We start from the raw sequence: 25,089 nt of genomic DNA, 5'->3' as shown, positions 1-25,089 counted from the left end.
AATTGAGTGTATCAGACTGTGTTGATAACTTTTTGATCAAATTACATAAATAATCTCATGCGAGCACAAAGTAAACATCAAACATTATTGACATTATTTTGGCTTCACGCTAAGTGGTTAGGGTATGATGGTTGGCAACGAATTCAAAGAGCAAATATCAATGCAGCTGAGAGCAAATAAGACTGCACAGTTTTTTATTTCTAGTGAATATAATCAAGTTGAGCTTGGTAATGAATGTGTCATTCTCTCATCGTTAATGACTGAAGAGCATATTCCTTTTAACGTGTGGAATGGAAAAGTAAAAATTCAACGTGGTGCCATTTGGGGAGCACTTCAATTCTTCGCACATGAAGAAAATGGTAAACAGCGAACTTGGTTAGTTCAGGGGTTACCTTGGCCTGATTGCCGCCAATTTGCCCACAAAGCTGTTGCTATCTATCAAAATTGGCACAATCAACAATGTGCTCAGTTGAGCCAGTATCTACCACAATGGCAGCAAGAGCTGACACGCTTAATTCGATTACCGTCATTCTTACCGCATTCGCTCGTCGACAGCTGGGTTAATCGTGTATACGACGACTTGACAACGATGGGGATGTCGTTAGAAGAAGCGCATAAGCGTTTGCCCGAACACATTGCTAGTTTGTCACCTTGGATACTCAATACTTCTGACCAACTCTTAGAAAGAAACAGTCGTTGGATTGAAAATGAAAGATTGAACTGGGAAGTTTTGTTTAATCAGGTTGAGTCTTCACCATTGAATATTTCTCAACAGCATGCCGTATTACTCAATGATGATCACAACCTAGTCTTAGCGGGTGCAGGTTCAGGTAAAACAAGCGTGCTCACCGCGAGAGTCGCTTATCTTTTACAGAGCCATTTAGCCCAAGCCGAAGAAATCTTGTTGGTCGCTTTCGGCCATGACGCTGCGGGTGAAATGGAGCAGAGATTAAAGAACAAAATAGGCTTAGCGGCAGAGAAGATCCAAGTAAACACATTCCATCAACTTGGCTTGAGTATTCTAAACAAGGTTGATGGTGGTAATGCCGTTATCTCGCCAATTGCTTTAGATGAAAAGCTTAAGAAGGCATGGTGTATCGACTGGCTTAAACGCCACTGGATGACACCGACAAACTTTAAGCGTTGGCAAAAGCATTTATCACAATGGCCAATTGCATATCTGGCGGGAGATGATGAACTCGGCAGCCATGTCGAGAACCCAAAATTGATTGCTTGGCTTGAGAAACAGTTAGACCAATTGGCCTTACTTGGCATATCGAAAAAGTCGGTCCAAGAGCGTTTGGTTGAGCATCCTGATTATCCTCGTCTTAACAGTGAACTCGCTCTATGTTGGCCTTGCTATCAAGCTTGGCAAGAGATGCTCAAAGAAAGCAACCACATCGACTTCAACATCATGATCAGTCGTGCTACGAATTATGTGACGAAAAGAAAGTTCGCTGCTCCTTGGAAGTTCATCATGATTGATGAATATCAGGATATATCACCGCAGCGTTTGGATCTGATTCAAGCTTTGTGTGAACAGAATACAAACCAGTGCAATTTGTTCGCGGTTGGTGATGATTGGCAATCGATATACCAATTCGCGGGATCCGATGTCGATCTCACCACCGATTTCGAATCACGTATGCCATATTCGACAGTGCATCATCTAGATACAACCTATCGTTTCAACGATAAGTTGGGTGAAGTGGCGAATCGTTTTGTTCAGCAAAACCCACAGCAACGTGAAAAGACACTCAACAGCGTGAAGACACAAAGTAGCAAAGCGGTAGTGCTATCGCCGAGTAGCAGCGTTGAGAAAATTTTAGATGGTTTAAATCGCAAAGCATCAGGCATAAAAACGGTACTTTTACTTGGCCGTAATCATTACCACAAACCTGAACTGTTGCGAGATTGGCAAAACCGTTTCTTATCACTTAAGTTAGAATTTATGACCTGTCATGCCAGCAAAGGTAAAGAAGCAGATTATGTGATTATCCTTGCTGTTGATGAAGGGCAGTTCCCTGCGAGAGTTAAAGCGTTACACCTTGATGGCGCATTGACAGCCTCTAATGACAATTTTGCATTTGCAGAAGAAAGACGATTATTTTATGTAGCAATGACTCGTGCACGTGAGAAAGTATGGATTACTTATACCGGAAATGGTTCAGTGTTTGTGCAGGAGTTGTTGAATGGCGATTATCCAGTGACTAAGAAAAGTTAAAAGGATTCCATATGACCCAAGCATTATTATTAGTGGATGTTCAAAATGATTTTTCACCATCGGGTGCTTTACCTGTTGCGGATGGTGACCAAATTGTCCCCATAATTAATCGGCTAATTCCTCATTTCAAACACATTGTTGCAACTAAAGACTGGCATCCAGCCGGGCATTCAAGCTTCGCTTCTTCTAATGATCAGAAGGTTGGGGAAGTGATCGTTTTAGATGGTATACCGCAAATCATGTGGCCAGATCACTGTGTTCAGGACAGCGAAGGCTCGGAGTTCATTTCTGGTCTTAATGTTGAGGCGATTACAAAGGTCATTTACAAAGGAACCAACCCTAAGATTGACAGCTACAGCGGCTTTTTCGACAACCAAAGACTTCAAGCGACGGGATTGGCAGACTATTTAAATTCACGAGGAATTAAAGAGTTAGTAATTGTTGGTCTCGCAACAGATTACTGTGTCAAGTTCACGGCCTTAGATGCGGTTTCTCTTGGATTCAAAACTTCGGTTGTTCAAGATGCTTGCCGAGGCGTAGAAATGGCGCAAGGCGATGTAGAAAGTGCTTGGAAGCAAATGAAGCAGGCTGGTTGCAAACTCATCCAGTCGGATGACATTGCGGGTTAGTTACCTTGCCTTGTTTGTTATCTAGAACGTTGTTTTTATCAAGAAAAAATCCCCTGAGAAGGGGATTTTGCATATTTGGTTATAGACGCTCTGCTAAGTAAGCTTGGTAATCAGGGATCTCGATACTCACTTCTTTATCCATGAATTCTGAGCTAAACAGGAATTTGGCTGTTGCTCGGTTTGTTGCAACAGGAATATTCCAAACTCCAGCAATACGCAGTAATGCTTTAACATCAGGGTCATGTGGAACTGCATTAAGCGGATCCCAGAAGAAAATTAATACATCAATTTTACCTTCAGAAATCAATGCGCCTAGTTGTTGGTCGCCACCCATTGGGCCACTGATAAGGCTTTTGATAGGTAGGCCAGTTTCTTTGTTCAACATGTTACCAGTGGTACCAGTAGCGTATAGAAAGTGACCCTGTAGTTTTTCTTTGTTCTCTTTTACCCAGCGTAGAAGTTCAGGTTTACAGTTGTCATGTGCGACAAGAGCTACGTGCTTTGACGCAGCCATTGTGCGGGTTGTTATTTTCATCTATTTGTTCCCAACAATTGGATTTGTTACTTAAATAACGAAATACCTGTGGTTATTCAATCTCTTTTATTGAAAATGTTGTTATTTCGCCTATTCGTTCCTTAAAACCATGATACAGGTTTCAATTGGTTAAATTGTGACAATCTCTGGTTGCATGTGTTTCATCATCAAATATTTTGAGACACCAGAACTTAGAACGGGGAAGAGATGGGAATGGTATGCAAAACTAGCTGGATACAGTGTCGAACAGCCAGCCAGTTTTGTAGGAAGTCCAATATGTTATTTGTTGCTAAAACTTATAACTTTCAGGAACGACGACGATACCTTTTTCAGAAATTGTGAAATGTTTAGCATCTTCCTTAGAGTCTAATCCTATCTGTGTATTGGGTGGTATTTTCACGTGCTTATCAATAATGCAATTTACAAGCTGGCATCCTTCACCAACTTCAACATCATCAAATAAGATACTATCGACAACAGTAGCACTGTCATTGATCACTACACTTCCAGAAATGATCGAGTGATGAACTGAACCGCCAGAGTTGATAACTCCGTTAGAAATGATGGAGTTGATGAAAATCCCCTCATTGCCAGTTGCTGAAGAGACAGTTCTGGCTGGTGGAAGCTGCGGTTCATAAGTTCTAATCGCCCAGTTCTTTTGATAAAGGTTCATCGGCGGAACTGGCTCCAATAGATCCATATTGGCTTCATAAAAGGAATCTATGGTACCGACGTCGCGCCAATAGCAATCACGATCAACACGTCCTTTCTCATTACAGAATTCATACGCATAGACGCTTCGGCCTTCAATGAGTTTTGGAATGATGTCTTTACCAAAATCGTGCGTAGAAGCTTCTACTTCAGAGTCTTCATGCAGTGCTTGTTTAAGTACATCCATAGAGAAAATGTATATCCCCATAGAAACAAGGCTAGAATTGGGGCTATTTGGCATTGACGGTGGGTCATTGGGTTTTTCAACAAACGAAGTGATTCGGTTCTCTTCATCAATCCCCATAACACCAAAGGCTGACGCTTGTTCTCTTGGAACTTCCATGCAAGCAATCGTCAGTTTCGCGCCCTTAGCCTTATGTTCCTCCAGCATGGCGGCATAGTCCATACGATAGATATGATCGCCAGAAAGCACGACGACGTGTTTAGCGTCGCTACGAGAGAGTAGCCACATGTTGTGAAATAGAGCATCTGCTGTACCTTCATACCATTTTCCACCCTTTCGCATTTGTGGGGGGACAACAGTGATAAATTCACCCAATTCAGGATTGAAAATAGACCAGCCATCTCGTAGATGCTTTTGTAAGGAATGGGACTTGTACTGCGTCAATACGAGGATTCGACGTAATCCGGAATGTAGGCAGTTGGTTAAGGTAAAATCAATAATTCGATACTTACCGCCAAAAGGTACTGCGGGTTTGGCACGATCGTCAGTGAGGGGGGATAATCGTGAACCCATACCGCCGGCTAGTATTACCGCTAAGGTGTCTTGCATCTTATTTCTCCCTAAATATGTGCAATTCATTTTCACTTTTTAGAGAGTAGTACAAGTTTCGAGCCAAAGTTGAATACCCAGTCTTTTCTTGGGTTATTTATATGAGAAAACGCTAATGCACCAAAATAATGCAAAAAGCTCGACTATTTGGCTTTTAAATAGTGCAAATAATTGTCTATAAAAAGTTCTCTATTGTGGCTGTTAACTAATAGAGTTAAACCCTTAATCTTTTGTCGAGTTTACAATGTAAATCTCATGTATGGCAGGGCTTATGGTGGTATAGGTGAAGTGATATTTTGCAAGGTTAAGATTTCGCGATCGTAGTAGCTCCTCATTGTAAAGAGTTGCTGTTTAAAGTTAGTTAATTCTTGTATCAGTTGCCTGTTAGATTGCACATAGTGTTGCGCTGCCACTTCATTTGTTATCAGCCTATCAACTTCGCAGTCTTGTCCTATTTTATTCCATTCGGATATTTGCGTAGTCACTTCCTGAGAGATCTCATCTAAGTATGAGACTAATGAGCTGATCTTTTGCCGTGATTCCAACGCAGCTTCTATTTGTCTATCGATCTTGCTTCGAAAGTGATTTGAGTTCTTAGCCCATAGATAGGTGAGTTCTTGGTTCGAAAACTCAAGATGGAGAAAAATGGACTGTTGGAAACTTGGTAACCACTTGTTGTATTTCTGCGCTAACGAATTGTACTTGCGATCTAACGCTTGTTGAGAAACAAGCGCTTTGTTCCAATCTTGCTCATTACACTGGCTCGCATGGGTAAGCCAAGATAAAGTTATCAAGATAATGGTCGTTATAGAGATCAAGTGCGTTTTAGATAGTTTCATTGTCGAATGCTAATGTACTCACAAGAGTGGTAATCCTAGCGGTGGTCAAATAATCACCACAGCTAGTATTATTGTAGTTAAAGAAAAGAAAGTATTGAGAATCCTCTGGGCTCAAACCATAAGGTATGGCGTATACAAATGAAAAAATTGCTGATGGTTGTATTTTTGCTTCTTGGAGTTGCTGGCGCCGGTGCAGGTTACTACCTGTTTTACTACAAACCTCAACAAGAATTGGCCAACCAAGCTGCTGCTGTCGACGATCAAGCAGATAAAACAGAGGAAGTAAAACCTCAAAACATTGCGGATTTAAAGCCAGAGAATATGGAATTCTATGTTGATGCAGAAAAGCTTGGGATACGAGAAGCAGCAAATTTAGATGCCTTTGTTCAGCGCTATCTTTATAAAGGCGAAAAAGTTCGTCTACTAGAAAAGAAAAATGGCTGGGGGCGCGTCTCTGCATACTTTGTTTATGAACAGGGTGGGCCTGAAATTGCTGAGTGGATTCCTTTGGATGGACTCGTTGAGCAAGCTCCTGTGATTACAGCAGAAGAACGGAAGAAAACAATTCAGGGCTACATTGCCGCTTCAGATGATCTCGTGCAATTCGAAGAGATGTTTTTAAAAACGACGGACAAACTACTTAACGATGGAAGCTGCTCACCGGTTGACTTTGAAGAACTTGGTGGCTGGGTGAAGTCAACCAAATATGCTGATCGCGATGTGTATTTTATATACTGTGGTGGGCTTAAACTAGCAGACAAGATTTATTTGGATGTTCGTACAGGCGAAGTGTTTTATTGAGAACTTAAGTAGGCGTTATCAACCTTTCCCATCTTGATCTTGGCAATCAGCGTACCATTTGTTGCGTTTTGTCTGAGCGTTAATCTCGATTGATGTAAAACAACGGTTTGTTCAAAAAGTGATTTACGCTCAACTCATTCCTTCGATTGTTAACTAATCTCTTAAATGATGATGTGTTGAATATCGCTTGGTGATATTTAACGCTTATTCCTAGATTGAATGTTTAGGAGGACTTATGAGTATTGAAAGACATGGTTTATCGATAGGTTTAGATAGAATTGAGAATGAGTTTTTTGTTTCAATCAAAGCCGTTGGTCGTCTTACCCATGACGACTATCAAGTTATCTCACCGATGATCGATGCAGCTTTGATTAAAGTAAATCAACCCAAAGTAAAAGTACTTTTCGATGCCACTGAACTTAAAGGATGGGAGCTAAGAGCCGCTTGGGATGATTTCAAACTTGGGTTAAAGCATGGCTCAGATTTTGACAAGATCGCCTTGTATGGTAATCGAGAATGGCAGGAAGTCTCGGCAAAAATCGGTAATTGGTTTGTCTCTGGTGAAATTAAATATTTCGAAAGTTATAGCGATGCGGTAACGTGGCTGAAAAACTAATGATGAAGAATTAGTTTAGTCAGAAACATGTTGAGGAAGGATCCTCAGTTACTATCAATAGGGAAATAATGGATAAATTAACGCCGATGACGTCTATGTACTTTGAGCAGTTGCTCAGTATTGCAAGGCGTAAAAGTGTCATTGATACCACGAGCGATTGGTTCAACGGATCTCAGACATATCTCAACGAGATGCGTACAGAGCTTGATGAAGTATTAGAAGAAATCCCCCTTAATCGTCGCTGTTATCTAGAGCAAGAACTGGGGGATTTGCTTTGGGACTACCTGAATCTTCTCCTCGCATTAGAATCTGAGAGTGAAATCCAGTTAGAAAGTGTTCTTGAAAGAGCGTGTATCAAGTTTGAACAGAGAGTCAGCGGGCTAGAAAATGGCTTCTTATGGAGCGATATTAAAGCCAGGCAAAAGATTTCTTTGGCTGAACAACAGCAAAAATGGGAATTGCAAAGCTGCGTCCTACCTTCCAGTAATTTAAGTAAATAATTGAAAATAAAATTATATTTGGGGGTGTTTTTGACCTCTAGTTTCACTATTTATCGATAAAAGGGAGTATCTATGTCTAAGCATACAGCTAAAATTTCGTGGTTTCGCAAGGATGGCGAAGTGTTTAGCGATAATAAATATAGTCGAGCTCATGTATGGGAGTTTGATGGTGGCATCACCGTTCCCGCGTCTCCTTCACCAAGTGTTGTTCCTTTGCCGTACTCGGTGGAAGAGAATGTTGACCCAGAAGAAGCCTTTATCGCTGCATTATCAAGTTGTCATATGCTTGTTTTCCTTTCTATCGCGGCTAAAAAACGTTACGTCATCGATGAGTATATTGATGATGCAGAAGGTGTGCTCGAGCTGAATGAACAGAACAAAGAATCTATGACAAAAGTGATTCTGCGTCCAAAGGTCACTTTTGTTGGTGACAACATCCCCAGCCACGAAGTGTTAGAAAAAATGCATCATCAGGCACACGACAACTGCTTTATTGCTAACTCAGTGAAAACTCAAGTCATCACGCAGATTGTTTACTAAGGAACAAATTGTTTACTAAGAAATAGATTGTTTACTAAGGAATGCGAATGAACATAGGGATATACATTTATGATGAAGCTGAAGTCTTGGATTTTTCCGGACCGTTTGAAGTATTTAGTACGGCTAAGCGGTTAGCGAATAATGATTGGAACGTGTTTTTGTTTGCTGAAAAGTCGAATTTGGTGAAAGCTCGCGGAGGCTTTGAGGTGAAGCCTCATTTTTCGTTTGAGACGGTCCCCAACATAGATCTTCTGATCGTCGTTGGTGGCGTTCACACTGAAGAACTCAAAAAACCTACAGTCATCGACTGGATTAAGCAACATGCAGCAAAGTCAAAGATTGTTGCCTCAGTGTGTACCGGTGCATTTTTGTTAGCAAAAGCGGGTGTGACAGATAATCATTCCGTTACAACACATTGGGAGGATATTGCAGATTTAAGGCGTGACTTTCCTAAGTTGGATGTGCAGGAGAATGTACGCTGGGTTAAGCAAGGTAACTTGGTTGCTTCAGCTGGCATTTCGGCAGGTATCGATATGAGTTTGTTTTTGGTGTCTGAAATTGCGTCTATGGATTTGGCTGTGAATACTGCAAAACAAATGGAATATGATTGGCAGAAAACTGTTTAGGTTAAACTGCTTGGGTTAGAGAGCTGTGGCTAATACTGATTAATACAGCTTAGCCACATGCTAGCTGCACTCTTGGCATCACACGCTCAGGGGTGCCAAGAAAATAGCCTTGATACATATTAAGATTCAGTGCTTTCATCGCTTCAAACTGCTGTTCTGTTTCAATTCCTTCCACTACTGTTTTAGCGTTAGCATTCTGCGCTACTTCAATTGCATCAAGCAGTGGTGACGTATCGCCGTTCATATATTTCATCAGAAGGGTACGATCAAATTTGATGATATCTGGAGAGATGAGGTCAACTCGGTCAGAGTTTGAAGCTTGTGAACCATAGTCATCGACAGCAATGTGAAAACCGTAATTTGAAAGGGTTTGAGTCGCTTCTTTTAGCAATTCATTATCGTCTGAGTGTTGCTCAACAATTTCCATGACTATCTGTGGACGTCTAAGGTTGAGATCATTTATACGATTTGATAATCGGCAGGACAAATTTTCGTTTTGGACAAGAAGTTGGCCAACAGAAGGTAACAGATTTAGAAATAGCCTGATGTTTTTGAAAGGGGAGTTGGCGAAATTTCTTATATGAATCGCTCTGCTTAATAATTCGACATTAATTTGATCAACTTGATTATATTGATCCGAATAAAAAAATAAATCAGGACGAATTTGTCTATGTCCATTTGTATATATTCTGACCAAGGCTTCCACACCAACAATTCTCTTTTCTCTAGAAAATATGGGTTGAAATACACTCCGTAGCGTCATGTTTTTATAATGAGCCACATATTGTCCCGTGTTATCGAAACGAATGTACTTATCGTATTGGTGTTTATTAATAAGAATCATAGAATCAGCTATATCCCAAAAATAATATTTAATTTACGCATCCATGCGTCAAATTGTTTTGATTCACGTCATAGTATTGACGATATTAATATTCTGTCAATCATTAATATCGAGATCAAAAATAGCAAAAGATCGCGACGTGGATCGTTTTAATGATCGTAAAAATAGAAAACCTAACTCGTACAAGTTGAATATCATTAAAGTGCCATATTATATAGTGTGTGATGCTAAAAATTGTGTAGTTACGTTGTATTTAAGTGTTATATTTTGATGCTTTCATGATGATCTTAAATTTTATTTTTAGCCATACATGATCCTATTTAGATGCTTTACTTGTTTGATGTTTATTAACGATCGTCAAAAAAATCTTTATTTCGTATATAACGACTCATTAAATGATATGAAAATGGTCTTATAGCCCATGAAACAATACTTTTACCTAACCTGAGTAAAGTTGGTGTATTTTCATAAACTCTTTCGTTGTGTAACCACAATAATTTACCCACGTGCCAATAGTAAAATGGCAAGGGGGGTAAAAATGTGACGATATCTAAGTCGCAACACACACGATATGTTTTATGTGAGAGCGTATATTGTCTTTTAAATTGATAACCACCAATAGCTGGCTGACCAAACGTTACCACTCGTTTTATTGATTTCGGATATTTCTTCTCAACTAAGTCTGCCAGAACAGTCCCTATTGCTCCGCCTGATGAATGGCCAGTAAAGGTAACTTTTTTCCCTAGTTCAATCAGAGGAACAATATAGCTTAACAATCGTTCGTAAACGGAGACTCCAAGCTTATCGGTGTTGTAGCCCGGTCGGCTCTCTTGCAATATCAAGTATGAATAGCCAGCATGAATGGGATAATGGGTACAAAGTGTCTTTGATGTAATTTGCCACATCCCCAGATTTAATAGCCAATCCCAAAGTGAATGAGATCCTTTGATCACAACAATAACTTCCTCGCTTTTCTTGCTCCAAAGTACCCGCATCATGACTTTACCAAATCGGTTATAAACAATGCGCTGACCGTTTGGATCGAATCCGTAATTGGTCTGTTTGAATATTCTTGGATAAGCGAGATTACATAGCACTGCATATCTTTCGTACTGATAGCGCTTTAGGCTTTTCACAATAAACTTAACGGTTAGGTTTTGATTTACTATGAGTCAGAAATATGTAGAAAAAGTGACAGTAGGAGAAATTTTGAGAAGATAGGTTTAGGGGATATGGGGAAGAGTTATCCCCACTGTAATACCGCATAAAGTTGGATATATTTTCTCACTAACTGCTGATTTTTGGAGTGTTTTAATGGATGTCCAAACTTAATGTAGCAAGGACTGATTTGATATCGAGCTTCTAAAGCTTGAGTTAAAAGTGAATCGCTCTCGTAAAGTGTTATGCCTTGTGCACTGTACTCATCAATTTCGTCGGGTAATTGCCCTGTCCACCAGTGAAGTAATTCACGGCTTTTTTGACTTTTGCTTATCCAGTGATCCGTTAAAAGAATAAGAAGATCGTTTGGTTGGATAGCATAGGCATATTCTTGCTTCCACTGAAAAATATCTCTCATTAACTTGTCTCGGCACGTTTTACCTGCACTGACTAAATGATGAGTGAGTATCCAAACTGTTCCCATTTCACAAGATACACGGAAATGGTGAGGCATATCGGTATGATGAGTTGATTCTATCGAATCATAATCGCAGGTGTGACCAAATTCCGTTAAGGTGCGTGACAAGCGACGAGCAAAAGCCAGCCCTAAATGGTGCTCACTCATTCCTTTGTTGTGAATAGTAGGATAGTGCTTTTCACACAATCTCAAGCAGTCGGTTTGAAATTCATTGACGCTTTGTGTGACCAGGTCCAATAACAATTACTTATTCTCCATAATTTAAGCTCAGCTAGATTATCACAGTTACATCTTGTCTCTAGTGATAAATGATGGTTTTACTTAACCAAAATTCGATTTTAATGTTTCTCTAATTGCCTAATTTTGAACTGCCGCAGTGTTTCAGTGAAAATCATCAGTCTTGTTGGGTATAATAAGCACCTAATTTCATTTCGGGAGATGACGATGAGTGATATTGAGTTTACTCAACAACAGAAAGAGGGCCTTACCGAAGCTCTACAAAAATACTGTGCTGATGAGTTAGGCATAGAGCTTGAACAGTTTGATGCATGGTTTCTGTTAGAGTTTGTTACAAATAAGATCGGCCCAGTTCATTACAATAAAGGTCTGTCTGACGCTCAATCTGTCATCGAAAGAAAAATGCTTGATATCGCAGATGAGCTCTATCAAATTGAAAAAGAAAGCGAATTTTAATCTTTCATCTCGTTTTCGTGTTTTAAAGTCATTCGATTTTTCTGAATAAGTTCTTCAATCTGTATGGCTAGCGGCAAGGTAAATATTGGTAAATACTCTGTTAACACTATGTATCCAGTGATACCGTTTTAATTGGATGTTGGTATCAACAATAGTGATGGTATCAATAATGGTAATGAGAGAAATAGGTATGAGTTCCGAAGTTACACACTACAACGCGGTGACGCGAATTATCCACTGGGTTTCTGCGGTGGTGATTATTGGAATGTTTGCCGTCGGTCTTTGGATGACGGATCTTTCTTACTACAGCACTTGGTACAAAACGGCACCTCACTGGCACAAATCTGTCGGATTACTACTTGCGGTAGTAACACTATTTCGCATTGTCTGGAAATGTGTGACGGTGTCGCCCAAAATGGATGGTTCACCACTAGAGAGATTAATGGCTAAAACTGCCCATTTATTTATCTATTTTGATTTGATGGTGCTGTTTGTTTCTGGATACTTAATTTCAACCGAAGATGGTCGTGGGATCGATGTGTTTAATTGGTTTACCGTTCCGGGAGCGGGAGCTCTATTTGAGGGGCAGGCTGACTTAGCCGGTTTTGTACACCTCTATGCAGCCTGGGCTTTAATCGTCGTTGCTGTGTTACATGCACTTGCAGCATTTAAACACCATTTTATTAGTAAAGATAATACGCTACGCAAAATGATAGGAGTATCGTAATGAAGAAAACGTTATTGGCAGTTGGATTAGCTGCAAGCATGATTGCATCTTTTGGTGCAAGCGCAGCGGATTATGTGATTGATTCAAAGGGAGCTCATGCTTCCATCAGTTTCAAAGTTAGCCATTTGGGTTATAGCTTTATTAAAGGACGCTTTAATAAGTTTGATGGCGAATTCTCTTATGACCCAAATAACATCAACGCATCTTCTGTTGAGGTGAATGTAGATACCACAAGTCTGGATTCAAACCACGCAGAACGTGACAAACATATCCGTAGTGCAGATTTCATTGATGCGGCTAAATTCAGTACTGCAACATTTAAGAGCACTAAAGTTGTCGACAAAGGTGACGGCAAACTGGATGTTATGGGTGATTTGACGTTACACGGTCACACTAAGAGCATTACGATTGATGCTGAGTTCATCGGCGCTGGTCAAGACCCATGGGGTGGTGAAAGAGCTGGCTTCGAAGGTTCGACACGTTTAGAACTCAAAGACTTCGATATTGCAGTGATGGGTCCAGCGAGCTATGTAGATATGGAACTCCATATTGAAGGTGTTAAAAAGTAATTTGTAAGATTTAAGAAAGCCCTTGCATGCAGGGGCTTTGTTTTTTTTTGCCAACTGATGTTTTTGTTTTGTTATTGTCTGTTATGCACGTTCTAGCTGCTGTTCTTCTACAACGGTTAGACGTTCTCCATAAATTGGACGAAGGGCTTGTAGCACATGATGACGCTCAATCATTCCAACAAATTGTCCGTTGTCTAATACAGGAAGTTGGTGTGGTTTTTGAACTTTCATGCTCTTAGCTCGTTCTTCAACTGATAAAGTACTTAGACGTGTTGCAATTCCCATGCTTGTCGTTGGGTAAAGCTGTTCTCTGTCGATGCAAAGAAACTCGGCAACATCAACCAACTTGTCATTGACATCAATGGCGATGACATCACGTGACATTAAATCAACCACCTTTTGATCCTTAGCTGGAATGTAATTCTGACACCAAAGCTCAACCATCACATCATGAGCAGAAAAAATACCCACTAGACGATTATCCATATTCACCACTGCTGCAACGTTTACTTGATGATCTAGCATTTTATCGATAGCAGCTTGAACTGGCATATCTGCACTGATAGTCAACGGATTTGGATCCATAATGTCTTTCATAGTAATGGTACTTTTCATAGTTGTTTCCTTACCTGACGAAATTGGTGTTGTTTGTGTTATTGATGAAATTTGGGCTGAGATAAGTTTTGGGCGGCTATAAATAGACCAGTTTGCAAGTCCCACTAAAACTGCGCCGCCAACAATGTTCCCGAGAGTGACAGGGATTAAGTTGGAAGTTATAAAATGCAGAATGTTGAGATCGGAATATGCTGAAGAACTGACACCTATTTGTTGCCAAAATGAATCTGGAGCAAAGTTATGTATCACTATGCCTAGAGGAACCATAAACATGTTTGCGACACAGTGTTCAAAGCCACTTGATACAAACATTGCTACCGGCATAATTGTCATCGCGGCCTTGGTCATGGCATTTGCAGAGCTAAAGGTTAACCATATAGCTAGGCAGACCAATAAGTTACACAAAACACCAAGAGAAAAAGCTTGTAGTGTGGTGTGGTGAAGTTTGTGTTGAGCAATATTTAGGGCATTTAGACCCCATTGACCATGATCTAATTGATAAAGGCCCGCTGAAGAGACCAGTAGAAGCAAAAACATCGCACCTATAAAGTTCCCTATGTAAACCTTTCCCCATACAGCAAGCATTTTGCTCAAACTAATCTGTTTGTTTGCCCAAGATATGCTGGATAACACAGAGCTGGTAAACAGTTCACCACCGCAGATAACAATAAGTATTAAGCCCATACTGAATGCTAAGCCGCCGACAAAACGGTTCAGACCCCATTCCGCGTTTGCATTACCGGTAGTTACAGTAATGTAAAACAAGAATGCTAGGCCTATAAAAGCACCCGCCATGATGGCAAGACTTATGGTCATTCCGCTTGATTTTTGAGCTTTGCTTAATGCGAATTTCTCAGCTTCCGCCATCATCTCTTTCGGCGAAAAATAATGTTGATTGTAAGACTCAGTTGACGCCATGTCTGGTCTCCCAATAGATAACCATAGTGATACTCCTTATGAGAAAACAACACCTTATGTGCTGATTCGTTACTAGGTTAACGGTCGGAGTTTCACTAAGTAAAATTGATAATATTAAAAGCCCTTATCAATTATGTTGATATGCTGTGTTTAGTCGGTAGAATGCAACCGAATGCTCATAGAAGAGCAAGAGGATTTGGTAAAAGGAGAAAAAGTGCGATGAGATATTCACTGAAGCAGTTGGCTGTATTTGATGCTGTTGCCGACACCGGCAGTGTCAGTGTTGCTGCAGAGAAATTGGCTTTAACTCAATCGGCAACAAGTATGTCACTAGCACAATTGGAAAAAATGCTTGGCCGCCCGCTCTTTGAACGCCAAGGTAAACAAATGGCGTTAACGCATTGGGGCATGTGGCTTCGTCCAAAGGCTAAGCGTTTATTACAAGACGCTCAGCAGATTGAAATGGGCTTTTACGATCAGCAATTAGTCAGTGGTGAGATTTCAATCGGAGCCAGTCAAACTCCCGCAGAACACTTGGTGCCAGACCTCATAAGTATTATTGATAACGACTTCCCTGAGATCCGAATTGATCTGAGCGTAAAAAGTACCCAAGCGGTTATTGAAGGTGTACTGGACTATAAATTTGATTTAGGCATCATCGAAGGTCGCAGCGATGACAACCGTATCCATCAGGAAGAGTGGTGTAGAGATCATTTGACTGTCATTGCTTCTTCACATCATCCTTTTGCAAAACGTGCCACGGTCAGTCTCGCTCAGTTAGAACAAGCCAAATGGGTTCTACGAGAAAGAGGTTCGGGTACTAGAAAAACTTTTGATAGTTCTATTCACCATTTAGTGGAAGATCTGGATGTGTGGCGAGAATACGAACACGTACCTGTTCTTCGTAGCCTAGTTGCTAATGGTCCTTATCTTACCTGCCTGCCGTATTTGGACGTAGAACGTTATATTGAAATGGGAAAACTTGTTGCGTTAAATGTGCCCGAGCTAAATATGGAGAGAACACTTTCATTTATTTGGCGAGCCGATATGGCCGAAAACCCTTTAGCAGAATGCATTATGCGTGAAGGCTTTAGGATGATGAAAGGGCGATCGCTTTTCCTATAAAATATCTGCTCATACGTGCTACTTTTATCTTTGTAAGTTGATGCAGTCAGCCACTAGATGGTTCATTACGGTTTGTGTTGATTTATCGGTTGCGTCACTAAAAATGTGTAACAAGATTGTAGTGTACATTTTATATGTGATTTATGTCACTTTATAGTGACATCACTACCTTTAGTATCTATGCTCAATTCACTGATGCGGTTAACAAGCAAAAGCCGCTTCCTAGAGGGTATGATGAGCACACTTTTAGCAATCGCAATCACGACTGGTATCCTTTCTGGCATATGGGGATGGGTAGCCGTTTCATTTGGTTTACTCTCTTGGGCAGGATTTCTGGGCTGCACTAGCTACTTCGCTGCACCCAAAGACGGTGTTCGCGGCTTACTGGAAAGTTATGCGACTAACCTGACGGGTGTTTTCTGGGCGATGGTCATTATCAGTGGTGCTCAGCATATGTCTATCGACATTCTTGGCTACGTATTGACCGGCATCGTATCATTCTTGATGTGTATTCAAGCGAAAAAGCAATGGCTTAGTTATATCCCAGGAACATTTATTGGCTGCTGTGCCACGTTTGCTGCAAGTGGCGAATGGCAAATTGTGATTCCATCATTATTGCTAGGTGGTGCGTTTGGTTTTTCAATGAAAGCGAGCGGGTTATGGCTGCATAAACGTGCATCAACAGAAGAATCACCTCACCATTCAGTGATAAATGAACAAGCTCAGTGAGTAATAGCTAGTATCAATATTTCTTATATTTCTCTTCAATTGTTATTTGAATAAGTTATTAATAGCAAAAAGGCATACCACACAGTATGCCTTTTTTGCTAATGCTCACTTGAGCAAATAAATAGAGCGTTATGTATTACCATTGGCCATAGTGATTACGCGTTTTAGCGTCCAGCGAAGAAGCACAGGGATGCATTCCACGCCACCAGCTTCACAATGAGAAACAATGGCTAATGCTAGATCCGGTTTAGCGTGTTTTTTGAGCACTCTTGTGACCACTTTTTTTGCAGGAATAGGTTGGTCATGCGGGATCTTCACCATGTCTTTAAAGAAAAATTCAAAGCCGTGTGAGTAAAGGAAGTGTTCGATGTCTTTGTCTGGTAATTCAGTTAAACGATGTCTTTGTTGATCATGCTCAAGCATATTGATAACCGTTGCTGAGTACTTTTTCCCAGCTGAGTCGCCATCAGTGACCACATGCCAATCGATACCAAATGATTTGGCCACCTTAATCAAAGACTTGAGTCCAGATTGCGCGAATTCGATGATCTGCACACCTTCAGCAGCTAGGTTATAACCGCATTGTCTTGCCAGTTCGCTGAACAACCAAACTTCTGTTTCACCTTCGACTAATAACCAGCAACGAGCAAAAAGAGCGCCTGTACGATGGAAGCGGATGTGGAAACCAATTCGTCTAAGTTCGTCTTGCCCGAATCCTTTTATTGGCATTGAAGTGGCAATGGTTTTGTCAGATTTACGCACTAATCGGCGAATTGAATGAATGGGAACAGAACCTAATAACTCACCACTATTGGTGGTTAATATTTTTTGCATTGGTAACAGTTCGAGCAAGCTCCATGCTCTAGCCAGATGAGTAGGGTGCAAACGGCCTTCTGGATCTTCGACGATCAATATAGGTCTAGCGCAGCGGCGAATATCTTGTGGTCCTTTTGCTTGCAAGTAAGCATTGAGAAGTCCTAAGAATAAAAGCCGTGTTTGTCTGTCTTTCGTCTCACCGACAATCTGCTTCAAACTTTTTCCGTTGGTCGGTGTTGAATAAACCAAACTGTCTCGCTCTAGGCGAGGATTTTTTCGGCTCTGACTTTTAAACGAAAAATAGTGGTCAACCAAAGCATTCATCGCATTTAGGCTGCTTCTCATTTCGCCCTTGTTAACGTGACCGGGAATGGCCATTAGGCGACGGCAGGTATTATCAATGCGTTTTTCAACCCGTTCATTTTCACTGTTGGTTTTACCAAATGGTCGAATGAAACGGCGTGAGTCGCGCAGACGAATGACAGGATGCAAGCTCATCAACTCGCGAGCCAGTTTCTCACTATGATGGACAGCAATTGGGTTGCCTTTTAAATCGAGAAAAGTATAGGTAGTGGCTATATCGTATTTAACTCGAGAAGCGCTAACGCGATAAATAATGCGATGCATACCTTCTTCGTCTTCACACCATATAGGCTTTAACTTTCTGTATCGACCCGCCCGGTATTCGTTTTTGTCTGTAGTGACAAAGCTCAGCACGATTTGCAAATTTTGAGTCTGTGGATGGGATACGGCGTAATCTACATGAAAGTCTTGTAATTCAAACTGATAAAGCTCAGAAGAAGTGGGTAACATAACCGAAAGAGCATCGAGCAAAGATGATTTGCCCCATGTGTTTTCACCAATCAAGGTTGTTAATTCATCAAATGAAAGAGATAAGCGACGAATACCTCGAAAACCAGAAATTTCGATACGTTCTAATAGCATCGGCCAACTCCTCATGCCTCGGATACCAAGGAGGCTAGTTATGATTTTTATTTAAGCATAATGTAAAACTGCAATATAAGCAGACGGTTACCTCACATAAACCTTATAAGTGGTTTAAGTGTTGATAAATCAAGCGATGCGTTTATGTCAAACTTCCCAAGTTTCTTTGCATTATCGTTTCATTACTATCACGAATCTGTCATGATCTGTGCGCTAGGATTAGAGTGAAAGAAAAGAGAACACACAATATGAAAAATAGAAAATACACGAAAAAAGTAACGTCAATCACTCTGGCACATATCAACGATACCCATTCTTATTTTGAACCTACGTCATTACAGTTAACCTTAGATATCAATGGTAAGACACTCACGCCTTTCGTTAGTGCTGGTGGATTTGCTCGTATTGCAACACGAGTGCAGCAATTGCGCGAAGATGCACGCCGTATGGAAAAAGGGTTTATCTTTTTGCATGCAGGAGACTGCTTTCAAGGCACATTGTATTTCTCCTTATTTAAAGGAAAGGCAAACGCAGACATGCTAAACGCAATTGGCTTAGACGCGATGGCATTGGGTAACCATGAACTTGATATGGGGAATGAACCGGTCGCGATCTTTGCCAAGCGTACCAACTTTCCTCTTCTGTGCGGAAACTGGGATCTTTCTAATGAGCGTTCAAATAAACAACATCGCTTATCAGATAACGAATCGGTTAAATCGTTTAACCCAACATTGGGTTGTGCCAATTGGATTACCAAAAATGTAGATGGTAGCAACATCGCTATCTTCGGTCTTTCATTAGACAAAATGGTCGATATCGCAAACCCTGATAGTGATACGCCGTTTATGAATGCACTAGAAACAGCGAAGGCTACAGTTGAACAAATACACAAGGCTGGTATCAACAAAATTATCCTATTGAGCCACTTGGGTTATGACGCAGACAAAGAACTTGCGCGACAAGTGAATGGTATTAGCGTCATCGTTGGTGGCCATAGCCATGTGCTGCAGGGCGATTTCAGCGCTTTGGGTTTAGAAACTCAAGAAGAGTACGGCCAGCGAATTAACAATACATATGTTGTCCAGTCTGGTTTGTATGCGTTAGCTCTGGGACATTGCCAAATTGATTTTGATGATCAAGGTAATGTCATTAGCTTCGAAGGCAGAAATGAATTGTTGTTAGGGCGTCGTCTGTTTATCGATGCAAGTATGAGTGAAGCGGGCAGTGATGGTACGCACCTAGAAGCTTGCGAATATGTAAACAATCATCCAAATGTGGTGGTCTGTAAAAAAGATCCTGATGTGCAGGGTATTTTGATCAACAAATATATTCCTAGAGTCAGAGAGCTTCAGACGCAAATGATCGCAGAAGCGCATAACTCTTTAAGACATGTGCGTGTGCCCGATGAAAATGGCCCAAGTGAACTAGCGCCCTTAGTCGCTCAATCATTTGTACATGCTATGCGTGAGCGTGGACATAAGGTACAGTTTGCCATTCACAATGCTGGCGGTGTACGAACCTCCATCCAACCGGGAAAACTCTCGGTTGCCGATATAGCTGGAAAGTTATTGCCGTTTGCCGTGCCAATAGGCGTTTATTCTGTGAAAGGGAAAACAATCGCACTCACACTTGAAGGTGCTATTAATAACGCAATAAACAATGGTGTTGATGGTACAGGTTCGGGAAGCTATCCCTATACTCACAACTTAAGCTACCGATATCACGCAGATAAACCTGTTGGTCAGCGCATCAAAGACTTAAAGATCTGTATTGATGATGAATGGCAACTTGTTGAAACTGATACAGTTTATTGTGGTACATCATCTGCCTATACGATGAAAGGTAAAGAAGGCTATGATGCAATAACTGCAATGAAAGGTGAGGGTTACGTAAGTAACGTTTCCATGGCAGATGCCTTTATTGGCTTACTGTCAGCTCAGCCAGAGCTGTTAAATAACAGACCAATAGAGCAATTACATAGCCACAACGAATAACATGGCATAATGTTTGCTGGTTAAGTTTCAGTCTTTATTTCTCAAAATACGAGAAGGAAAGGGGGAAACATGTGGTTTCAAGACTGGTTTGATACAGCAGTTGTCGTAGGGTGGATAGGTGCGTGGTCCGCGTTAGTGTACTTATTACCCATTGCTGGTTTTTAAAATTTGCCAAGCTGTTTAAGGCATAAGAAGGAAGGAGCTATCAAAGGCTCCTTTTTTGATCCTCATACTAGACGCTAAAAGCAGTGAGGAGTTAAGTTTTCGCATTACCTGGATTGCGATCATTTTTCTTTGTTTTACAGGGAATGATGCATAATTTTATCTATCTTAAGCCAGCACTGACCCTCATTATGCTGTTTATTGGTTTGAAAATGTTGTTGGTGGGCTCCTCATGGGAAATTCCGACCTAAATATCTTTGCTTGTTCTTCTATTCACAATGACTGTGGCAGTGCTGTGTTTAGTCATAAAACAGAAGTCGTTAGAGAGAAATGAATTAATTCACGTAAAATCAGAGGAATAGGGCTTTATCTTACAGTGTGTCAGTCGCAGAGAAGTAATGGGATAGTGTTGGCAAAATAGTTAAATTTTCATTTGTTAACAAGCTGTATAAATTTATTGGTCCATGATTGTTTGTGGAATAATTAGTCAGTTCTAAGTCGGTTTGCTGGTTTTTTAGTCATGTAATTTGATTTTATATTTTGTAGTATGTAAACAGCTTGTTTCATTAGAATATCTAATTCGAATGCCCAAATTTTGTCATTTTTTAACGGGCAAATTATTACCTATCATTGCTGCAAATACAGAAAGTTACCGGATTTATTAAGAGAGGCTATCATGGCACAAGCAATGTATATGGGTAGTGTAGCAACGACCACCTCTATGGATAAAAAAACCTATGCGGTTAACTTCAAAGGATTGATAGCTCATTTGATTGATATTTTGTTTGTAGATAACAAACAAGCGACTCATTACTACAGTGCTGATTTGTCTAGCCATATCCAACGTGATATTGGTCTGCAGCGTTAATCAAATGCGTACGAATTAAAAAGCCGAAAACTCTAAGAGTCTTCGGCTTTTTTGATCTCTGCAATGCAGTGCGTGGCTTGTGAAATGGCTGCGTCAATATCAGCGATTTCACAAGCAACATCAGGCATTATTTTTTACGGCAATACTCAGCAATAATGTACATTGACTGACCGTTAGCTTTACCAGAAATAAGTTTAGGATCATCAGCTAAGCTAATACCACGTACCACTGTACCTTGCTTAATCACTTGAGAGGAACCTTTAATAGGTAGGTCTTTAATGATTGTGACGTCGTCACCTTTCTTAAGTTCTACACCGTTAACATCGCGTGGTTTCTCTGCGTCATCGTCCATGCCGATTGCAGCCCAGTTTGCGATTTCTTCTTCCATGTACATCATGTCTAGAAGATCTTGTGCCCAGCCTTCAGTCGCCGTCAGACGTTTAAGCTGACGCCATGCAAGCACTTGTACAGGTGGTACTTGGCTCCACATACTGTCATTCAGACAACGCCAGTGATTCGCATCTGCCGTCTCTGGTTCTTCGATTTGACTCTTACAAGTCTCGCAAAGCATCGCAGAGTGATCTACGGTAACTTGTGTATGTGGCGCAACCACAAACGGAGTTAAAGAAGTTTCAGCAGAGCATAGCTCACATTTAGATTCGCAGCGTTCAAGCAAAGTTGCTTCAGTAGACATATTACCCACCTTTGTAAATTTCGTGAGGGCGTATTATCCACTTTATGCACAGGATTTAAAGGGTTATTGATACAATCTACAAATATCATATACATATAACCTATAGTTTTACGTTTATCTTACAAATGGCATAATCGCGCTCCAAGTTAAACTAAGAGTAGAACAGATTTGTGGAACTATTAAACACGGAATTACTCGGTCACCCGCTTCGTCTTGAAGGCTCCATGGCTGGATGGCAGCAATTGTTTTGGAACAATACCTTGGTCTCACAACGGGAAGCCCAAGTTGATGATTCGAGCATAATCAATCATCACTTCAAGCTACAAAGCGGAGAACAGGTCATTGAATGTCGGATCGAGGTGGATTTAACATGGCAACCTTTTAGTCTCAACTATCGCGTATTGGTTGATGATCAGCTTGTTGAAGAGAGCGTCAGAACGGAAAAGGACATCGAGCGACAGGTTCCGTTTACGCCGCCACCTGCTGAAAAACGCTTTAGTCTGATTGGTATCGTATCGCTTGGTATGAAAGCCCTGAAAAGTGCCAAGTTGATTAAAGTGGTGCTCGCTTCAGCAAGCCTCGCTGCATATTCTTGGTTGTTCTCTTATCAGTTTGCGTTGGCTTTAATACTATGCTTAGTGTTTCATGAATACGGTCATGTAAAGGCAATGAAGTATTTTGGTATGCGTACCAAAGGTATTTACTTAGTTCCGTTTTTGGGCGGGCTTGCACTGAGTGACGAAAAGATAAACACGCGTTGGCAAGATGTGGTTATCTCGATTATGGGGCCTTGCTTTGGTTTCATACTGTCGCTGATTTTGTTAGTCGTCTATTGGATAACAGGAAGTCAGTTATGGGCTGCTCTGGCTGTGTTCAACGCGTTCTTAAACCTGTTTAATCTGTTGCCTATATTGCCTTTAGATGGCGGGCACGTATTAAAGAGCATTAGCTTTTCGATGAACAGCCGAGTGGGGATGCTGATCTGTATTGTGGCTATTATTGGCGGTATTGCGCTTAGCTATGCATTGGGACTAACCTTGCTGGGATTCCTGCTTATCATGGGGTCCCTGGATTTGGCATTCGAATGGAAACACAGGCATCACAGCCATCTATTACCTTTAGATAGATATGGGCAGATTGTTTCCTCTGTCTGGTATATAGGATTATTGATAGGCTTAATCAGTATTATTGTGGGCTTTGCGACTACCGGTGACACCTTGCTCAGCTTACCGCTATTAATACTTGGAACATAAAGCTTGAGGAAGAGAACCTAGAACTTATATCAGAAAGGGAGCATCTGCTCCCTTTTCTATATTTGGCAATTTGGACGCTTAGCGCTGCTTGCGGGTAATGTTTGTATTTTATTCGCCAACTCTTGAATTCGAGTGCTGTGCGATGGGTGAGTAGACAGTAGTTCTGGTGGTGCACTTCCACCCGAAGCTTTTGCCATGTTTTTCCACAAATCAATACTCTGTTTTGGGTCAAAACCAGCTTTAGACATCAGTTCTAAACCAACAATGTCAGCTTCGGATTCTTGCGTTCTTCCATAAGGAAGCAGAACACCATATTGAACACCGACACCAAGCGCAGCCATGGTTAATCCACGGTATTGAGAATACTCAGAAGCACCAAGTGCAATATCTGTTATCTGTAGTCCCGCATTGGCGAGCTGTGATTGTGACAGACGCTCATTACTATGATCCGCTAGGACGTGGGCAACTTCATGGCCTATAACGGTAGCCAACTGATCCTGATTAACCGCTACCTTCAATAACCCTGTGTAGACACCTATTTTACCCCCAGGCAGCGCAAAAGCATTGACTTGGTCACTGTCAAAAACCACCACTTCCCATTGAGAAAAGTTTGGTTGTTTCGGTACATAAGCGGTAATGGTATTTGCTACGCACTGCACATAAGCATTGGTTTTAGCATCTTTACTAATAGGTGTATCGATTTTCATCTGTTCAAATGACTTTGCTCCTAAACTGCTCATATCTTGATCAGAAAAAAGGATCAATTGATTTCGCCCAGTAGGAGACGAGCTACAGGCGGCTAAACCGAGTGAAGTAAAGAGCAAGGAAGCTTTTATTATCTTATTCATCGTTCGTTCCCAGTCATAAATAATAGGGTTATAGTATCAATCCAAATCTTTACCACTACAATACTAAATCTTTAAATCGATTCAGGGCGTTACGATGGAAATATGGAAGAAACCGATAAGCTTAGACATTCTCAATGCAAGCAACAAAAATACACTAATGGAACATCTCAATATTGTGTATACCGCTTTTACTGAGAATACCGTTACAGCAACCATGCCCGTTTGTCATTTTACTCATCAGCCTTTAGGCATGTTGCACGGTGGCGCCTCAGTCGTCTTAGCAGAGACTTTGGGTTCAGTAGCGGCAAACTTCGCTGTGGATAATGAGAGTTATTGTGTCGGTTTAGACATTAACGCAAACCACATTCGTTCGATGCGTTCAGGGCATGTTATCGGTACTGCTCATCCAGTACATATTGGTGTTTCAACCCAAGTCTGGCAAATCAATATTACAGATGATCGCGAACGTTTAGTTTGTACAAGCCGTCTGACTATTGCGGTAAAGAAAAAGCGCAATGAACGCCAGCAATTGCGTACTGAGGAATAAATGGTTATTGAATTCAAATTCGGTAAAATTATCGCCACTCAGCACGAAATTGTGATTCGTCTCGACGGTGAACATCGTGTCACTCTACAAGCGAACGCGGATGCGGTTCAACTGATGGGCAATGGCGCAAATGTCATTGTGGTTAATTGCAGTGAAGCTAAATGGTCAATGAAACTGGATAATCAAACACAGTTGGAGCAACTGGCTGAATGTTTAGGTTGTTCTATTCACTAAAATTATTATCAACTCACTTGCATCAATAATTGAAAATAGGGAAACTCACTGAAAGTTT

27 protein-coding genes and 1 pseudogene are annotated in these 25,089 nt (G+C 40.9%); 18 read left to right on the top strand and 10 right to left on the bottom strand.

Features of this window, described 5'->3' with window-relative positions; all coding sequences use genetic code 11:
• Positions 1-160: 160 nt before the first annotated feature.
• Complete coding sequence (helD, locus tag L3V23_RS05015; RefSeq protein ID WP_102966902.1) at positions 161-2,224, top strand: DNA helicase IV; 2,064 nt, start codon at positions 161-163, stop codon at positions 2,222-2,224.
• Between the two features lie 11 nt (positions 2,225-2,235).
• A complete protein-coding gene (gene pncA, locus L3V23_RS05010; protein WP_102966844.1) occupies positions 2,236-2,853 on the top strand; it encodes a bifunctional nicotinamidase/pyrazinamidase in 618 nt (205 codons plus the stop codon).
• Between the two features lie 79 nt (positions 2,854-2,932).
• On the opposite strand, the gene L3V23_RS05005 is transcribed toward pncA, so the two are convergent.
• The 3 genes from L3V23_RS05005 to L3V23_RS04995 all read right to left on the bottom strand — a co-directional run bounded on the left by L3V23_RS05005 (position 2,933) and on the right by L3V23_RS04995 (position 5,731).
• A complete protein-coding gene (locus L3V23_RS05005) occupies positions 2,933-3,388 on the bottom strand; it encodes a methylglyoxal synthase (protein WP_102955263.1) in 456 nt (151 codons plus the stop codon).
• 289 nt (positions 3,389-3,677) lie between these two features.
• Positions 3,678-4,922, bottom strand: a complete 1,245-nt coding sequence (glgC, locus tag L3V23_RS05000) for a glucose-1-phosphate adenylyltransferase (protein WP_258006768.1) — start codon at positions 4,920-4,922, stop codon at positions 3,678-3,680.
• 239 nt (positions 4,923-5,161) lie between these two features.
• Positions 5,162-5,731, bottom strand: coding sequence for a hypothetical protein (locus tag L3V23_RS04995; RefSeq protein ID WP_102966843.1), 570 nt, complete (start codon positions 5,729-5,731; stop codon positions 5,162-5,164).
• 138 nt (positions 5,732-5,869) lie between these two features.
• Between L3V23_RS04995 and L3V23_RS04990 the strand changes: the two genes are divergently transcribed.
• The 5 genes from L3V23_RS04990 (at position 5,870) to L3V23_RS04970 (ending at position 8,814) form a co-directional block, all read left to right on the top strand.
• Positions 5,870-6,532 (top strand): SH3 domain-containing protein, encoded by a 663-nt coding sequence (locus L3V23_RS04990; RefSeq protein WP_102963939.1) that lies wholly within the window; start codon positions 5,870-5,872, stop codon positions 6,530-6,532.
• A 235-nt stretch (positions 6,533-6,767) separates the two neighbouring features.
• Positions 6,768-7,148: an STAS/SEC14 domain-containing protein gene (locus tag L3V23_RS04985; protein ID WP_102966842.1), complete on the top strand. Its 381-nt coding sequence runs from the start codon at positions 6,768-6,770 to the stop codon at positions 7,146-7,148.
• Between the two features lie 68 nt (positions 7,149-7,216).
• The gene (locus L3V23_RS04980; RefSeq protein ID WP_102966841.1) at positions 7,217-7,648 is read left to right on the top strand and encodes a MazG nucleotide pyrophosphohydrolase domain-containing protein; all 432 of its coding nucleotides are present in this window, start codon (positions 7,217-7,219) and stop codon (positions 7,646-7,648) included.
• Positions 7,649-7,720: 72 nt separating this feature from the next.
• On the top strand, positions 7,721-8,188 hold the full coding sequence (locus L3V23_RS04975; protein WP_042487169.1) for an OsmC family protein: 468 nt from the start codon (positions 7,721-7,723) through the stop codon (positions 8,186-8,188).
• 47 nt (positions 8,189-8,235) lie between these two features.
• Positions 8,236-8,814 (top strand): DJ-1/PfpI family protein, encoded by a 579-nt coding sequence (locus tag L3V23_RS04970; RefSeq protein WP_042487167.1) that lies wholly within the window; start codon positions 8,236-8,238, stop codon positions 8,812-8,814.
• A gap of 49 nt (positions 8,815-8,863) precedes the next feature.
• On the opposite strand, the gene L3V23_RS04965 is transcribed toward L3V23_RS04970, so the two are convergent.
• The 3 genes from L3V23_RS04965 to L3V23_RS04955 all read right to left on the bottom strand — a co-directional run bounded on the left by L3V23_RS04965 (position 8,864) and on the right by L3V23_RS04955 (position 11,537).
• Positions 8,864-9,595 carry an EAL domain-containing protein gene (locus tag L3V23_RS04965; protein ID WP_237291971.1) on the bottom strand — a complete coding sequence of 244 codons (732 nt, stop codon included), beginning with the start codon at positions 9,593-9,595 and terminating at the stop codon, positions 8,864-8,866.
• A 410-nt stretch (positions 9,596-10,005) separates the two neighbouring features.
• Positions 10,006-10,794, bottom strand: a complete 789-nt coding sequence (locus L3V23_RS04960; protein WP_102966840.1) for a lipase — start codon at positions 10,792-10,794, stop codon at positions 10,006-10,008.
• A gap of 107 nt (positions 10,795-10,901) precedes the next feature.
• On the bottom strand, positions 10,902-11,537 hold the full coding sequence (locus L3V23_RS04955; RefSeq protein ID WP_042487157.1) for a hypothetical protein: 636 nt from the start codon (positions 11,535-11,537) through the stop codon (positions 10,902-10,904).
• A gap of 201 nt (positions 11,538-11,738) precedes the next feature.
• Between L3V23_RS04955 and L3V23_RS04950 the strand changes: the two genes are divergently transcribed.
• The 3 genes from L3V23_RS04950 to L3V23_RS04940 all read left to right on the top strand — a co-directional run bounded on the left by L3V23_RS04950 (position 11,739) and on the right by L3V23_RS04940 (position 13,283).
• Positions 11,739-11,987, top strand: a complete 249-nt coding sequence (locus L3V23_RS04950) for a DUF2164 domain-containing protein (protein ID WP_102966839.1) — start codon at positions 11,739-11,741, stop codon at positions 11,985-11,987.
• Between the two features lie 190 nt (positions 11,988-12,177).
• Complete coding sequence (locus tag L3V23_RS04945; protein ID WP_102966901.1) at positions 12,178-12,714, top strand: cytochrome b; 537 nt, start codon at positions 12,178-12,180, stop codon at positions 12,712-12,714.
• Positions 12,714-13,283, top strand: coding sequence for a YceI family protein (locus L3V23_RS04940; protein ID WP_042487152.1), 570 nt, complete (start codon positions 12,714-12,716; stop codon positions 13,281-13,283). Before L3V23_RS04945 ends, L3V23_RS04940 begins: the two co-directional genes overlap by 1 nt.
• A gap of 81 nt (positions 13,284-13,364) precedes the next feature.
• Here the strand turns inward: L3V23_RS04940 and focA are convergent, their stop codons facing one another.
• Positions 13,365-14,816, bottom strand: a complete 1,452-nt coding sequence (focA, locus tag L3V23_RS04935; RefSeq protein WP_102963935.1) for a formate transporter FocA — start codon at positions 14,814-14,816, stop codon at positions 13,365-13,367.
• Positions 14,817-15,035: 219 nt separating this feature from the next.
• Between focA and L3V23_RS04930 the strand changes: the two genes are divergently transcribed.
• Together L3V23_RS04930 and L3V23_RS04925 are read left to right on the top strand one after the other, a co-directional pair.
• Positions 15,036-15,941 carry a LysR substrate-binding domain-containing protein gene (locus L3V23_RS04930; RefSeq protein WP_042487146.1) on the top strand — a complete coding sequence of 302 codons (906 nt, stop codon included), beginning with the start codon at positions 15,036-15,038 and terminating at the stop codon, positions 15,939-15,941.
• Positions 15,942-16,175: 234 nt separating this feature from the next.
• Positions 16,176-16,670 (top strand): DUF1097 domain-containing protein, encoded by a 495-nt coding sequence (locus tag L3V23_RS04925; RefSeq protein ID WP_102966838.1) that lies wholly within the window; start codon positions 16,176-16,178, stop codon positions 16,668-16,670.
• A gap of 129 nt (positions 16,671-16,799) precedes the next feature.
• Here L3V23_RS04925 and L3V23_RS04920 read toward each other — a convergent pair whose 3' ends face one another.
• A complete protein-coding gene (locus L3V23_RS04920) occupies positions 16,800-18,431 on the bottom strand; it encodes an ATP-dependent endonuclease (protein ID WP_102955250.1) in 1,632 nt (543 codons plus the stop codon).
• 248 nt (positions 18,432-18,679) lie between these two features.
• Between L3V23_RS04920 and L3V23_RS04915 the strand changes: the two genes are divergently transcribed.
• The 3 genes and pseudogenes from L3V23_RS04915 to L3V23_RS04905 all read left to right on the top strand — a co-directional run bounded on the left by L3V23_RS04915 (position 18,680) and on the right by L3V23_RS04905 (position 21,455).
• Complete coding sequence (locus tag L3V23_RS04915; protein WP_102966837.1) at positions 18,680-20,425, top strand: bifunctional UDP-sugar hydrolase/5'-nucleotidase; 1,746 nt, start codon at positions 18,680-18,682, stop codon at positions 20,423-20,425.
• Between the two features lie 260 nt (positions 20,426-20,685).
• Positions 20,686-20,949: pseudogene (locus tag L3V23_RS04910) on the top strand (hypothetical protein); the annotation flags it as partial.
• Between the two features lie 314 nt (positions 20,950-21,263).
• The gene (locus L3V23_RS04905; RefSeq protein ID WP_102966836.1) at positions 21,264-21,455 is read left to right on the top strand and encodes a hypothetical protein; all 192 of its coding nucleotides are present in this window, start codon (positions 21,264-21,266) and stop codon (positions 21,453-21,455) included.
• A gap of 127 nt (positions 21,456-21,582) precedes the next feature.
• Here L3V23_RS04905 and L3V23_RS04900 read toward each other — a convergent pair whose 3' ends face one another.
• Positions 21,583-22,149, bottom strand: a complete 567-nt coding sequence (locus tag L3V23_RS04900; protein ID WP_180980212.1) for a PhnA domain-containing protein — start codon at positions 22,147-22,149, stop codon at positions 21,583-21,585.
• A 170-nt stretch (positions 22,150-22,319) separates the two neighbouring features.
• Between L3V23_RS04900 and L3V23_RS04895 the strand changes: the two genes are divergently transcribed.
• Complete coding sequence (locus tag L3V23_RS04895; RefSeq protein WP_102966835.1) at positions 22,320-23,402, top strand: site-2 protease family protein; 1,083 nt, start codon at positions 22,320-22,322, stop codon at positions 23,400-23,402.
• A 56-nt stretch (positions 23,403-23,458) separates the two neighbouring features.
• On the opposite strand, the gene L3V23_RS04890 is transcribed toward L3V23_RS04895, so the two are convergent.
• Entirely contained in the window at positions 23,459-24,250 is a 792-nt protein-coding gene (locus L3V23_RS04890) for a M48 family metallopeptidase (RefSeq protein ID WP_102955246.1), read from the bottom strand.
• A gap of 94 nt (positions 24,251-24,344) precedes the next feature.
• On the opposite strand from L3V23_RS04890, the gene L3V23_RS04885 reads away from it, so the two are divergent.
• Both L3V23_RS04885 and L3V23_RS04880 read left to right on the top strand, forming a co-directional pair.
• Positions 24,345-24,797, top strand: a complete 453-nt coding sequence (locus L3V23_RS04885) for a hotdog fold thioesterase (protein ID WP_102966834.1) — start codon at positions 24,345-24,347, stop codon at positions 24,795-24,797.
• Positions 24,798-25,031, top strand: a complete 234-nt coding sequence (locus tag L3V23_RS04880) for a DUF3389 domain-containing protein (protein WP_237291970.1) — start codon at positions 24,798-24,800, stop codon at positions 25,029-25,031.
• The last annotated feature ends 58 nt before the right edge of the window (positions 25,032-25,089 follow it).

The organism is Vibrio sp. A1-b2 (assembly GCF_021726015.1).
In the GTDB taxonomy this organism is placed as follows: Bacteria; Pseudomonadota; Gammaproteobacteria; order Enterobacterales; family Vibrionaceae; genus Vibrio; species Vibrio diazotrophicus.
This window is presented reverse-complemented; position numbering and strand designations above follow the sequence as displayed.

Bases quoted from the DNA above. Each gene is read 5' to 3' on its own strand.
- L3V23_RS04950 (WP_102966839.1), top strand. From the start codon at position 11,739: ATGAGTGATATTGAGTTTACTCAACAACAGAAAGAGGGCCTTACCGAA.
- L3V23_RS04880 (WP_237291970.1), top strand. From the start codon at position 24,798: ATGGTTATTGAATTCAAATTCGGTAAAATTATCGCCACTCAGCACGAA.
- L3V23_RS04900 (WP_180980212.1), bottom strand. From the start codon at position 22,149: ATGTCTACTGAAGCAACTTTGCTTGAACGCTGCGAATCTAAATGTGAG.
- L3V23_RS04930 (WP_042487146.1), top strand. From the start codon at position 15,036: ATGAGATATTCACTGAAGCAGTTGGCTGTATTTGATGCTGTTGCCGAC.
- L3V23_RS04920 (WP_102955250.1), bottom strand. From the start codon at position 18,431: ATGCTATTAGAACGTATCGAAATTTCTGGTTTTCGAGGTATTCGTCGC.
- L3V23_RS04970 (WP_042487167.1), top strand. From the start codon at position 8,236: ATGAACATAGGGATATACATTTATGATGAAGCTGAAGTCTTGGATTTT.
- L3V23_RS04905 (WP_102966836.1), top strand. From the start codon at position 21,264: ATGGCACAAGCAATGTATATGGGTAGTGTAGCAACGACCACCTCTATG.
- L3V23_RS04975 (WP_042487169.1), top strand. From the start codon at position 7,721: ATGTCTAAGCATACAGCTAAAATTTCGTGGTTTCGCAAGGATGGCGAA.
- L3V23_RS04990 (WP_102963939.1), top strand. From the start codon at position 5,870: ATGAAAAAATTGCTGATGGTTGTATTTTTGCTTCTTGGAGTTGCTGGC.
- L3V23_RS04915 (WP_102966837.1), top strand. From the start codon at position 18,680: ATGAAAAATAGAAAATACACGAAAAAAGTAACGTCAATCACTCTGGCA.
- L3V23_RS04985 (WP_102966842.1), top strand. From the start codon at position 6,768: ATGAGTATTGAAAGACATGGTTTATCGATAGGTTTAGATAGAATTGAG.
- L3V23_RS04940 (WP_042487152.1), top strand. From the start codon at position 12,714: ATGAAGAAAACGTTATTGGCAGTTGGATTAGCTGCAAGCATGATTGCA.
- glgC (WP_258006768.1), bottom strand. From the start codon at position 4,922: ATGAATTGCACATATTTAGGGAGAAATAAGATGCAAGACACCTTAGCG.
- L3V23_RS04885 (WP_102966834.1), top strand. From the start codon at position 24,345: ATGGAAATATGGAAGAAACCGATAAGCTTAGACATTCTCAATGCAAGC.
- focA (WP_102963935.1), bottom strand. From the start codon at position 14,816: ATGGCGTCAACTGAGTCTTACAATCAACATTATTTTTCGCCGAAAGAG.
- L3V23_RS04890 (WP_102955246.1), bottom strand. From the start codon at position 24,250: ATGAATAAGATAATAAAAGCTTCCTTGCTCTTTACTTCACTCGGTTTA.
- helD (WP_102966902.1), top strand. From the start codon at position 161: ATGCAGCTGAGAGCAAATAAGACTGCACAGTTTTTTATTTCTAGTGAA.
- L3V23_RS05005 (WP_102955263.1), bottom strand. From the start codon at position 3,388: ATGAAAATAACAACCCGCACAATGGCTGCGTCAAAGCACGTAGCTCTT.
- L3V23_RS04925 (WP_102966838.1), top strand. From the start codon at position 16,176: ATGAGCACACTTTTAGCAATCGCAATCACGACTGGTATCCTTTCTGGC.
- pncA (WP_102966844.1), top strand. From the start codon at position 2,236: ATGACCCAAGCATTATTATTAGTGGATGTTCAAAATGATTTTTCACCA.
- L3V23_RS04995 (WP_102966843.1), bottom strand. From the start codon at position 5,731: ATGAAACTATCTAAAACGCACTTGATCTCTATAACGACCATTATCTTG.
- L3V23_RS04945 (WP_102966901.1), top strand. From the start codon at position 12,178: ATGAGTTCCGAAGTTACACACTACAACGCGGTGACGCGAATTATCCAC.
- L3V23_RS04980 (WP_102966841.1), top strand. From the start codon at position 7,217: ATGGATAAATTAACGCCGATGACGTCTATGTACTTTGAGCAGTTGCTC.